The sequence below is a fragment of the Ruegeria sp. CDSC042 genome (assembly GCF_059610745.1).
Window position 1 is genome coordinate 385,789 of sequence record NZ_JBXWOF010000004.1, and the last position, 10,544, is coordinate 396,332.

At 56.8% G+C, this 10,544-nt stretch carries 11 protein-coding genes; 2 read left to right on the plus strand and 9 right to left on the minus strand.

The genetic code is table 11. The features are described from left to right. Together AC2FHX_RS11730 and AC2FHX_RS11735 are read right to left on the minus strand one after the other, a co-directional pair. A complete protein-coding gene (locus tag AC2FHX_RS11730) occupies nucleotides 1-1,182 on the minus strand; it encodes a biopolymer transporter ExbB (protein ID WP_282021534.1) in 1,182 nt (393 codons plus the stop codon). A 69-nt stretch (nucleotides 1,183-1,251) separates the two neighbouring features. After that, entirely contained in the window at nucleotides 1,252-1,782 is a 531-nt protein-coding gene (locus AC2FHX_RS11735; RefSeq protein WP_496691028.1) for a gamma-glutamylcyclotransferase, read from the minus strand. A gap of 67 nt (nucleotides 1,783-1,849) precedes the next feature. On the opposite strand from AC2FHX_RS11735, the gene AC2FHX_RS11740 reads away from it, so the two are divergent. Beyond that, nucleotides 1,850-2,851, plus strand: coding sequence for a DUF2125 domain-containing protein (locus AC2FHX_RS11740; RefSeq protein WP_496691029.1), 1,002 nt, complete (start codon nucleotides 1,850-1,852; stop codon nucleotides 2,849-2,851). Here the strand turns inward: AC2FHX_RS11740 and AC2FHX_RS11745 are convergent. From AC2FHX_RS11745 to AC2FHX_RS11760, 4 genes are all read right to left on the minus strand, one after another. After that, the gene (locus tag AC2FHX_RS11745; protein ID WP_496701475.1) at nucleotides 2,848-3,567 is read right to left on the minus strand and encodes an extensin-like domain-containing protein; all 720 of its coding nucleotides are present in this window, start codon (nucleotides 3,565-3,567) and stop codon (nucleotides 2,848-2,850) included. The genes AC2FHX_RS11740 and AC2FHX_RS11745 overlap by 4 nt on opposite strands. Next, nucleotides 3,564-4,484 (minus strand): prephenate/arogenate dehydrogenase family protein, encoded by a 921-nt coding sequence (locus tag AC2FHX_RS11750; protein WP_496701473.1) that lies wholly within the window; start codon nucleotides 4,482-4,484, stop codon nucleotides 3,564-3,566. Before AC2FHX_RS11750 ends, AC2FHX_RS11745 begins: the two co-directional genes overlap by 4 nt. Next, nucleotides 4,481-5,566, minus strand: coding sequence for a histidinol-phosphate transaminase (gene hisC, locus AC2FHX_RS11755; RefSeq protein ID WP_496701471.1), 1,086 nt, complete (start codon nucleotides 5,564-5,566; stop codon nucleotides 4,481-4,483). The genes AC2FHX_RS11750 and hisC overlap by 4 nt, the downstream gene beginning before the upstream one ends. A gap of 65 nt (nucleotides 5,567-5,631) precedes the next feature. After that, on the minus strand, nucleotides 5,632-7,047 hold the full coding sequence (locus AC2FHX_RS11760) for an aminotransferase class V-fold PLP-dependent enzyme (protein ID WP_496701469.1): 1,416 nt from the start codon (nucleotides 7,045-7,047) through the stop codon (nucleotides 5,632-5,634). 103 nt (nucleotides 7,048-7,150) lie between these two features. Here AC2FHX_RS11760 and AC2FHX_RS11765 point away from each other — a divergent pair, with 103 nt between their 5' ends. Then, entirely contained in the window at nucleotides 7,151-7,612 is a 462-nt protein-coding gene (locus tag AC2FHX_RS11765; RefSeq protein ID WP_142636466.1) for an Lrp/AsnC family transcriptional regulator, read from the plus strand. Between the two features lie 129 nt (nucleotides 7,613-7,741). Here AC2FHX_RS11765 and rpsD read toward each other — a convergent pair whose 3' ends face one another. The 3 genes from rpsD to AC2FHX_RS11780 all read right to left on the minus strand — a co-directional run bounded on the left by rpsD (nucleotide 7,742) and on the right by AC2FHX_RS11780 (nucleotide 10,369). After that, nucleotides 7,742-8,362 (minus strand): 30S ribosomal protein S4, encoded by a 621-nt coding sequence (gene rpsD / locus AC2FHX_RS11770; RefSeq protein ID WP_058279997.1) that lies wholly within the window; start codon nucleotides 8,360-8,362, stop codon nucleotides 7,742-7,744. 213 nt (nucleotides 8,363-8,575) lie between these two features. Then, the gene (locus AC2FHX_RS11775; protein WP_282021538.1) at nucleotides 8,576-9,079 is read right to left on the minus strand and encodes a hypothetical protein; all 504 of its coding nucleotides are present in this window, start codon (nucleotides 9,077-9,079) and stop codon (nucleotides 8,576-8,578) included. Between the two features lie 282 nt (nucleotides 9,080-9,361). Continuing rightward, a complete protein-coding gene (locus AC2FHX_RS11780) occupies nucleotides 9,362-10,369 on the minus strand; it encodes a helix-turn-helix domain-containing protein (RefSeq protein WP_496691033.1) in 1,008 nt (335 codons plus the stop codon). Nucleotides 10,370-10,544 lie beyond the last annotated feature (175 nt).

A 10,544-nucleotide genomic window follows, 5' to 3' on the forward strand; every position in this document is an offset into this window, starting at 1 on the left:
TTACTCTCCTTCCGGAGCGGTTCGAACGGCGCCTCTGGGCAATGTAAGAGCTTTGACCAACAGTTCGATGTCCTTGCGCAGCTCGCTCATGCTTTCTTGGCGGCCTGCAGAAATTTCTTCGAGGATACGCAGCAACTGAACATCCATCGAGCGCAGGCGCATGCGGCTTTCTGCGTCTATTCCTTCGCTGGTCCCCTGTTCCCGCAGATGATCCAGCAGAGCGTCCTGCCCCAGTGCGACACGTTCCAGCGCAGCGGTGACATTCTCGGTCTCAGACTGACGCTGGTTCATATCTCCGATTGCGCCGACAAGATGCCCCAGCTTGCCCGACAGCTCGGCCCGGTCGGTTTCCTGCGCCGAAAACAAGTCCTGCAGGGCGTTCATCTGTTCGGACATTGCATCCAGAACCGGTGTCAGAACCGCCAGTTCGGTGCTGCTGCCGTCATCGCCTGCTGCAAAGCCGACACGGGTGATCGAGGACAACCATTCTTCGAGCTCTCGATAAAACCGGTTCTGCCCGTGGCCCGCGAACAGTTCCAGCAACCCCACAATCAGCGATCCGGCAAGGCCCAGCAACGAAGACCCAAAGGCCACGCCCATTCCCTGCAGTTGGGTTTCAAGGCCAACCATCAGGCGATTGAACACCGCCAGCCCTTCTTCGCCATCCTGCGGATTGAGACTGCGGATCGTGTCGACAATAGCGGGGACCGTCGTGGCCAAACCAAAAAACGTTCCCAAAAGCCCAAGATAGATCAGAACATTGGTGATATAACGCGTGATCTCACGCTCTTCCTCGACCCTTTCGGCCACCGAATCCAAAATAGACCGGGTCGAACTGGAACTGATCTGCGACCGCGCACCCCGGTCCCGCAGCAGCGACGCCAGCGGTGCCAAAAGCTGAGGCGTGCGCGCGTCCTCATGAACAACGCCACCAACGAAGGACTCGATCCAGCGCACCGAACCGATCAACTGTGTCACCTGATAAAAACAGGCAATTACGCCGACGAAAAATACCAGAAGGATAAAACCGTTCAGATACGGGTTTGCATAGAAAACCGGCAAAACGTAAGGCAGCGCCATGAAGATGCCCATACCAGCCAAGCCGATCGCCACAAGCATCGTTACGATCTGACGAATGGGTTGCGAGAAATGCGGTCTCGCGCCCTGTTGTGCCTGCGCCATGCGCGTTTTTCCCGGTTCTTTTCTGCTCTGACGCGAATCTACCGAAAATCTGCCGGTGACGCCAAGGGTTTATGAGGTAATGCTTCGCACCCGTTGCGCTAACCACTCAAGATCGGGATCACGCAGACCAATCTCGGTCAGATGTTCAGCAGTGTTATAAAGGTATTCGGTATTTGGACCACGCCCGCCAACAGCATGGGCAATGATCTGCGCCTGGTCTTCCAACGGCATGCCCCCGCAATACTGCACGTGATCTGCGTCGATAACATAGGTGACTGCCGTTACGACCTCGTCCGTTTCCAAATGCACATCCAGCATCTTTTCGACATAGGCCGACGAGATCAGCTCGCGCTCGCGCAGTTCATGCAAGGTACGCTCTTCGTGGCCTGCTTCGACGGCGAGGGCCAGACCTTTGCACAGGGTGTCTTGCTGTTCATCCAACGCCAGAACAAGGCCGGGTTTCTCTTCGGTTCCGCGGTGATGAATCGAACTCATGCAGAAAGACCGCGCATATCCATTCAGGGTTGCGCGTTCGCTGCGGGACACGGGAAAGCCGGGATTCCACAGCAGCGACCCATATCCGAAAACCCACATCGTCATAGCACTGGTCCTTGCCCGTTTGCGCCTATAAACATCAATTTCAAGGCGGGAAAAAGGGCCATTAGCAATGCGCGGGCTAATACGAGTAGTCATTTTCATCACTGCGATCTGGAGCGCCTATTGGTTCGTCGCCGGATATGGATTGCGCAACGCGATCACAACATGGTTCGACAACCAACAAGAAAGAGGCTGGCTGGCCGATTTTTCGGACGTAGCCACAGCAGGCTATCCGTTCAACCACGTCACCCGACTGAACAGCCCCGCACTGGCCGACCCGGTCAACGGCACCGCCTGGAGCGCCGACTGGATCGAATTCCAAAGCCCCGCGATCTGGCCGGGTCGGCAAGTTCTGCGTTTCGCGGAAACGCCGCAGCTGCTGTCCTATTTCGATCAAACGTCGACCATCGTTGCAGCTGACCTGCAGGCCGAGCTGCAGTTGCAACCTGGTGTCGCGCTGATGCTAGAGAAAATGTCTCTGACTGCCGGACCATGGTCCGTTGCCAATGATGCTGATTTGCTAGCAGCGGGAACCACGCTTGGTCTGGTGATGGAGCAAACCGAAAATCCTCAAGCCTATGCGATCAGCGCACGGATCGACGGCTTTTCCCCCGGCGATGATCTGCGCGCCATGATGCATTCCGCCACCACACTGCCCCAGACATTCGATGCGCTGGAATTGGACATGGTCGCCACCTTTGACAAACCCTGGGACCGATCCGCGTTGGAGCAAAGCCGGCCTCAGCCCACCCGGATCGCCCTGCGTCTGGCCGAGATGAAATGGGGTGCACTACGCTTGTTTGCAGCCGGAGAGCTGGATGTGGACGATCAGGGCATCCCAACAGGCGAGATCTCGATCAAGGCCGAAAACTGGCGCGAGATGATCGCCATGGCCAACGCCGCTGGGGCTCTGCCCGATCAGGCCGTTGATCCGGTAACGCGTGCGCTGAAATTCATGGCCGGTCTGGGAGGCAATCCCGATGCGCTGGATCTGCAGTTGAACTTCCGTGAGGGCTATGTGGCGCTTGGCCCGCTACCCCTTGGTCCGGCCCCGCGGTTGATCCTGCGTTAACGGCAGTACGGGCCACGGCGATACCGGGCTGTGTCCAAGTGAAAATGATCCCGGTGATACCGGTCCGCATTCGGGCCAAGTACCGTTCCGAACGGCCCGCAGGCGGCGCGCCAGATCTTGGTCAGTTGCTTCTTTGACGGGTTCTTGCGCCAACCGTTCAGAACGGTCACAACCTCGCCATTCGCCATCTTGAAACCTGATATGTCTATGGCCCGGCCCTTACCGTGTTCCGATATCCGCGCACCCTTGCGGTTGTTGCGCGTTCGGCATGCGTAGTGGGCCGCGACCTGCAGTTCGACAACGGGACCGCGCCTTTTGAAGGTGGGCTTCACGCTTTTCTCGACCCATTGGTTCAGCGCAATTGCTGTGCCGCAATCCATGGTGGACGGACGGCTAAGCGCCACACCAGAAACTGAGGTGATCTGTACCGCTTCTTTGATCCCGCAGGCTTTGATCTTGCCGGGAACACTACCCACCGGCTTGCCCTGAATTTCGATATTCCCGCAGACCGATGTTTTGCGCAGCTTACGCTTTTTGAACAGCACCTGCTGTACCAGCGTATTCGGCTGCAACTCTGGCTGCATCCCGACCGGAGCGGCAAAGGCCAGAACCGGTTGGTCATCGGGGGTCAACCGGTGTTCAGATGGCGTTGCATTCCCCATTGTGGCACCAAGTACCAACCACCCAATCGACAGACCGCTCCAGCCGCGCCTCATGGGTTGGTATTCCCGCGACCAAAATCCGGCGCGTCCGTATCCTGCCCGGCATCAATGATCCCGCGCCGGATCGCACGTGTGCGCGTGAAATAATCGAACAGCTGATCGCCGTCACCTGTACGAATGGCCCGCTGCAGCGCAAACAGTTCTTCAGTGAAACGCCCCAATATCTCTAGCGTCGCATCCTTGTTGGTCAGAAACACATCGCGCCACATGGTCGGGTCCGAGGCCGCGATCCGGGTGAAATCCCGAAAGCCCGCGGCCGAGTATTTGATGACCTCGCTATCGGTCACACGGCGCAGATCATCCGCTACGCCGACCATCGTATAGGCGATAAGGTGTGGCGCATGGGATGTCACTGCAAGAACCAGATCATGGTGATCGGCATCCATCTCATCAACATTCGAACCCAAACCCGTCCACAATGAGCGTAGTCGCGCAACGGCCTCCGGGTCCGAGTCCTCTACCGGCACCAATAGGCACCACCGATTATCGAACAGCTCGGCAAATCCGGATTCAGGGCCGGAATGCTCGGTCCCGGCCAGCGGATGCGCAGGAATGAAATGAACATCCTGCGGGATGTGAGGTGAGACATCCTGAATGACGTGTCGCTTGACCGAACCCACGTCCGAAACGGTCGCGCCCGACTTCAGGGCAGGCGCAATCTCCTGCGCTACCGCGCCCATCGCTCCGACCGGCACGCATAGAACCACAAGGTCTGCGCCCTCGACGGCCTCTTGCGCGGTGTCGCAGATCCGGTCGCATAGGCCAATCTTGCGCGCGGTGTCGCGCGTGGCCTCGGACCGGGCATAGCCGGTTACTTCGGCGGCCAATCCAGCACGTTTAATCGCCCAGAACATCGACGATGCGATCAGGCCCAACCCGATCAGCGCAACGCGGTCATATACCTGGCTCATGCGGCGCCCCCTTTGAAAGCGGTTATGGCCGCAACGACACGGCGACAAGCCTCCTCGTCCCCAACCGTGATCCGAAGAGCATTTGGCAGGTTATATCCCGCCACGCGGCGCACGATCAAACCCTGTGTCTTGAGGTAATCGTCGCACGCTTCGGCCTCGGCCTGATCCTTAAAGCGGGCGAGAATAAAATTGGTGCTGGACGCATCCGAAGATACGCCGATTTTGGACAACTGGGCCGAAAGCCAAACCCGCAAGCGTGCATTTTCGCTGTGGCAAAAGGTCAGGTACTCTTCGTCCTTTATGGCGGCTTCGGCAGCGGCCAACGCAGTCAGCGACAGGTTAAAGGGCTGGCGTACCCGGTTCAGCACATCAATGAACTCTTGCGCCGCATAGCCCCAACCGACCCGCATCCCGCCCAGTCCATAGATCTTGGAAAAGGTCCGCGTCATGATCACATTCTCGAACCGATCCACCAGAGCGCGGCCTCCGTCGAACCCTTCGACAAACTCGGCATAGGCGCCATCAATCACCATCAGACAGGTCTGCGGCAAGCTTTCGGCCAGTCGGATAAGATCAGCCTCGGGGATCATGGTCGATGTCGGATTGCCCGGATTGGTCACGAACACGATCCGGGTCTGGTCAGTCACAGCGGCAAGAATGTTGTCCACATCCACGTGACGATCGGTTTCAGACACCATCACCGGAGTTGCCCCCGCCATCCGAGCGATGATCGGGTACATCGAAAATCCGTGTTCGGTATAGATGACCTCATCCCCCGGACCGGCATAAGCCTGTGCCACGAATTGCAGCACCTCGTCACTGCCCACGCCGCAAATAATGCGCGCTGGGTCCAGCCCGTGGCGTTCGCCAATGGCCTTACGCAGACTGGCGTGATCTGTACTGGGATACCGGTTCAGGGTGGCCGCACTGTCCCGTACTGCCTCGATCGCTTTGGGGCTGGGGCCAAAGGGGTTTTCGTTCGAGCTCAACTTGATCACATGGTCGACCCCCGCCACCTTCGACTGGCCGCCCTGATAAAGCGCGATGTCCATAATGCCGGGTTGAGGGGTGATCTGGGTCATAAGAGGCTCCGTATTTAGAAGCCCCTCATACCCGTCTCAAAGCGTTGAGAAAAGCGGCAATTCCCTTATGCCGCCTTGAAGCGGGCTGTCGCCGGGTCGGCGTCGTAAAAGGGGGTAAATTCTTCGGTCCGCCGGGAAAGGTCATTGACGCTGTCGATGATGAAGCGGACAGTCTCTTGCGACATCAGATATGAAAAGTTCAGACGCACCCAACCGGGTTTTTTCAACTCTTCACCAGCACCAAGCGCCGCATGCAACTGCTCCGAGGCTGCACGATCAATACCCAGCAACCGATGGGCATAGGGCCCGGCACAAGCACACCCGCCCCGCGCTTGAATGCCATAAACATCACTCAGCATCCGGGTGAATAACTGCTGGTGCACCGGCTGACCTTTACTGTCATGAACAAGAAAGGAAAAAATCGGCAACCGATGTGGATTGTGCGCGCCCAACAAGGTCAGACCTGGGTTATCTCCCCACCCTTCCATTGCCATCTGGTTGTAGAGCGCCTCGCGCCTTGCGATTTCGTCTGCGCCAACCGCATCTTTGACCATGAAAGCCAACGCGGCACGGATGTCGCCTATGACATTCGGCGTTCCCGCCTCTTCGCGCGTTGCAAGATCGGCGCTGTAGTCATGCCCCCAAGGGGACACGAAACTCACAGTGCCACCACCGGGCCAGCTGGGGCATGTGCGCTGCACAACGTTTTGATTGACGATCAATACACCAGACGCGCCGGGTCCACCGGCAAATTTATGAGGAGAGACCACGATCGCATCCTTGCGCGCATCCGCAGGGCCCATTCTCATTGGCAGATAAGGCCCACCGCCCGCATAATCCCAAACCGCTACAGCACCATTAGCCTTAAGCAGCCGCGTAACCGGGTCGGGATCAGTGATTATGCCCGTCACATTCGAAGCGGCCGAAAATGATCCGACGATCAGATCCGCATCCGCGTTTTCCGCCAAGGCACGCTCTAAAGCCGACAGATCGACACCCCCTTCGGGTGCTTCGGGGATTTCAATCACCAGCGCTTTGCTTTCCCGCCACGGCAGGATGTTCGAATGGTGCTCATATGGGCCGATCAAAACCACTGGTCGCGCAGCAGCCTCGATCCCCAACAGGTTGACCAGCCGGTTGAGACCCGCTGTAGCGCCCGATCCCGTAAAGATCACCGCATCATTTTCCCCGGCGCCAACAATCCGGGAGATTTCCGCACGGGCCTCGCGGCGCAGTCGGGTCATGTAGGCCCCGCAATAAGACGCCTCGGTGTGGCTGTTGGCATAAAACGGCAACACATGAGCGGCCACAAAATCCTCGACCTGCTTCAATGCGCGGCCCGACGCAACATAATCCGCGTAAACCAAAGGTATGTCCCCCAGCAGCCCCGGGATCATAACATTCTCGCCGATTAAGCCATCGCGCAACGTGTCGCTACGAACAGCAGCTTCAATGTCAGAACGAAATTGGGAAAGTGTCATTATATGGACTCCGAAGTTTCCCAACAAATATGATTGATATGTGTTGTGTATATAATGCGTATTTTTAGATGGTTTTCATAAATCATGTGTCATATGATTTGAAATGTCAAAAAATCTAGATCATATTGACCACCGCCTGCTGCGTGAATTGCAAACCGACGCTACGCTGTCCCAACGAGAATTGGCCGACCGCATCGGGCTATCGCAAAACGCCTGCTGGCGTCGGCTGAAGGCCCTGAATGATCAGGGCGTCATCATCGGATCGACGGCGCAAATCGCGCGCGAAAAACTAGGGCTAAGCCTTGTAGTCTTCGTCATGCTGCGTACGCGGCACCACTCGGCCGAGTGGTTACAGGCCTTTCGCAGGCATGTTCTGACGATACCAGAGGTCGTGGACTTTCACCGCATTGGCGGCGACTACGACTATCAGCTCAAGGTTGTTACGCAGGATATGGCTTCGTACGACAAGGTCTATCAACGCCTCATCGAAAAAGTCGAGCTGGACAGCGTAACCTCATATTTCGCGATGGAGGCAATTGCAGAAGGACGACCCTTGCCAATCTGATCTGCTCTTTATTTGGCCAAAAAAATTTCTCGGGGGGCATCGCGGCTGGTCGTGATTGGGGGCAGAGTCCCCTAAAACGAAAAAGGCCGCGCAACCGCGCGGCCTTTCGAATCTCGATTTCGGCGAAGATTAGTTCTTCGCGTAGAATTCGACAACCAGGTTCGGTTCCATCATGACAGGGTAAGGCACATCGCCCAGACCCGGTGCGCGCACGAAAGTCGCGGTCATTTTCGAGTGGTCGGCGTCGATGTAATCAGGAACATCACGCTCGGCCAGAGCAGCAGCTTCAAGAACAACGGCCAGTTGCTTGGACTTGTCACGTACTTCGATGACGTCGCCTTCTTTGACACGGTAGCTGGGGATGTTGACCCGCTTGCCGTTCACTGTGACGTGGCCGTGGTTCACGAACTGACGCGCGGCGAACACGGTCGCGACGAATTTGGCGCGATAGACAACGGCGTCCAGACGGCGTTCCAGCAGACCAATCAGGTTTTCACCGGTATCGCCGTTGACACGAACAGCTTCGGCATAGATGCGGCGGAACTGCTTTTCGGTCAGGTCGCCATAGTAGCCCTTCAGCTTCTGCTTGGCACGCAGCTGCAGACCGAAGTCAGACAGTTTGCCTTTCCGGCGCTGACCGTGCTGACCAGGGCCGTATTCACGACGGTTGACCGGGGATTTCGGACGACCCCAGATGTTTTCGCCCATCCGGCGGTCGATTTTGTACTTGGCAGACGTGCGTTTGGTCACGGCTGATCTCCTTCTTAAGGTCGAGGCCCTGATAGGCCACTATGAAGGGCGTTGTCCTCTTGAGGTTTCCCTCATGACAGGCCTCCCCTTGCGGGGGCCACCAACACCAATGAAGCCGCGCTTATATCCGTAGCGCTGGCAGAGTCAACATGCCGAACGGAAGGAACCGAAACTTTCTGAAATTTGATTCAAAGACGGCACCACTAACGGGATTTACTCCGCTAAAGTGGCACCGTTTACAGTTGCGCGTAGGTTCGCGACACCAGTGTACTGGAACTGAGTGGCCTTACGATGAAACGCGACGACAGTTCCGTCCTGCTCTGCAACTTCACCACTCTGATGCTTGATCTGAGTATATGCGCTGATCCAGAATTCCTGATCGCGTGAAGGACAGCCGCTTTCAAACACCAGCGACGGGCTTTCATCATCATCGGAAACGACCAGTAACGCTGAAAACCGTTGCGCCCCGTTCATAAGCTCGAGCGTTCCGACGACATTATCCGAAAAAGTCGTGGCAGGAATAACGCGCCCGATTGTACCTGATGCAAATGCGTTTTTACGCCCGACAACTTCAGCGCTGCCTGCCAGCATCGATGCCTGACCGCGCCAGGACCATGCCGACCCTACATTTAAAAATGCCAGAGGCGCCGCCTCTAGCCCATCAATCTCTGTCTGCGACCATGAAATGGCAACACGACCGTTTACCCCGGTATTCATTTTACCGCCCGTACCCCTCAACAAATCACTGCCCGATGGCCAAGGGTTTATCAGTGACGATTCCGGCAGAAAAGGGACGGAATTGCAGCAATCACGAGAATGTTGCAGAACAGAATCAGAATCCGGATGCAGAAATCCGCGTTTCAAAGACTTAAAGGATCATACTGAGCCCGAATATCGGTCTGCCCTGCATTCGGTCTGATCAGGCTTTTTTCGATTCGCCAACCACAGCGGATTTAGATTTCAAATGCGTGCGCCCTAATCGGCACACTGCACGAGCTGTCAGTTCACCAGCCCCCGATCCGCCATTCCACCGGAAAAGCGGAGGCTGCGGATATCTTCCGGCATCGTCTTGTACTGGTCTCGAAAAGCACGTTTCAGTGACGTTGTAGACGAAAACCCGGTGGCGGTGGCAATCTCGATTTGTGGCAAATCCGTAAACCGCAGCAGGCTATGCGCACGTTCCAAACGCAATTCTCGGTATGTGGCCAAAAGCTTTGCCCCCGTCTTGTTCAGAAACCGTCTCTGAAGCTGCCGGGTTGAAGTGCCGACCATGTTCGAAAGATCCGTGATCCTGAGTGGCTCTTCGACATGATTCAGCATTGCCTCAACCGCTGACATAACCAGGTGATCCCCGCCCGCACGATGGATCAAGCGATTGGCAAGCTGGCTTTCGCAGTCCCGCTTGGGTTCGGACAGGCCGATAAACCCGCGTAGGTTATCTGCCATATTCTCACCATGGTCCAACGAAACAAAATCCGCCAACAAACGCAGCGTACTCAGACGTGTCGTCGCGCTATGCGTGCGCCCGCGCGCCGCCAGATATGTGCCTGTACCACAGTTGGTCAAACCTGCCTCACGCGCTGCTGCATCGAAGTTGGGGTGAATGGCCGCGACTGTTTTTTCCGACAATCTAATCTGGGCCAGCACAAGCACGGCACCACCGACAAGAACGGTCCGTGGCGAAAGGTTCAGAACTTGTGAGACCCATGTTCTTTCGGCGTCGGACAACGTCCAACAATCCGAAAAATCGCCCCAGAAAACAGCCGCTCTTCCGGTCCAGTACTGCGGTCCTCCTACGGACCCCGCACCAGCCAAACGCAGATTAACGACATAGGAATGGTCGCCGGTCAGGTCGCTCAGGGCATGATAAAATTCCCTGATCATCTCGGCCGAGGCAAATGCACTACTATCGCGCACGATCACATCGATGTTGTGGGTTCGCACGAACGCAGCAGAGGTTGGCTCAGCCAGATAGGCTTGGTCATTTTCGAAGATGCAATGCTTCATGTCTCCCCCGCTGAAAAGCCTGGGCCACAGGCAAAGGCATATGGCCCGGGATGGATCAGCCCCTGGCCAGAGCGGGGGCTGATCTGGTTGTCGTCTGTTTACTCTGCGGCTTCTTCGTAAGCGTCCATTGGTGGGCATGTGCAGATGAGGTTTCGGTCTCCGTATGCGTTGTCGA

Excerpts from the sequence above, each read along its gene's own strand:
- AC2FHX_RS11740 (WP_496691029.1), top strand. The coding sequence starts at position 1,850 with ATGCGCGGGCTAATACGAGTAGTCATTTTCATCACTGCGATCTGGAGC.
- AC2FHX_RS11735 (WP_496691028.1), bottom strand. The coding sequence starts at position 1,782 with ATGACGATGTGGGTTTTCGGATATGGGTCGCTGCTGTGGAATCCCGGC.
- AC2FHX_RS11775 (WP_282021538.1), bottom strand. The coding sequence starts at position 9,079 with ATGAATACCGGGGTAAACGGTCGTGTTGCCATTTCATGGTCGCAGACA.
- AC2FHX_RS11745 (WP_496701475.1), bottom strand. The coding sequence starts at position 3,567 with ATGAGGCGCGGCTGGAGCGGTCTGTCGATTGGGTGGTTGGTACTTGGT.
- AC2FHX_RS11730 (WP_282021534.1), bottom strand. The coding sequence starts at position 1,182 with ATGGCGCAGGCACAACAGGGCGCGAGACCGCATTTCTCGCAACCCATT.
- AC2FHX_RS11780 (WP_496691033.1), bottom strand. The coding sequence starts at position 10,369 with ATGAAGCATTGCATCTTCGAAAATGACCAAGCCTATCTGGCTGAGCCA.
- AC2FHX_RS11760 (WP_496701469.1), bottom strand. The coding sequence starts at position 7,047 with ATGACACTTTCCCAATTTCGTTCTGACATTGAAGCTGCTGTTCGTAGC.
- AC2FHX_RS11765 (WP_142636466.1), top strand. The coding sequence starts at position 7,151 with ATGTCAAAAAATCTAGATCATATTGACCACCGCCTGCTGCGTGAATTG.
- AC2FHX_RS11750 (WP_496701473.1), bottom strand. The coding sequence starts at position 4,484 with ATGAGCCAGGTATATGACCGCGTTGCGCTGATCGGGTTGGGCCTGATC.
- hisC (WP_496701471.1), bottom strand. The coding sequence starts at position 5,566 with ATGACCCAGATCACCCCTCAACCCGGCATTATGGACATCGCGCTTTAT.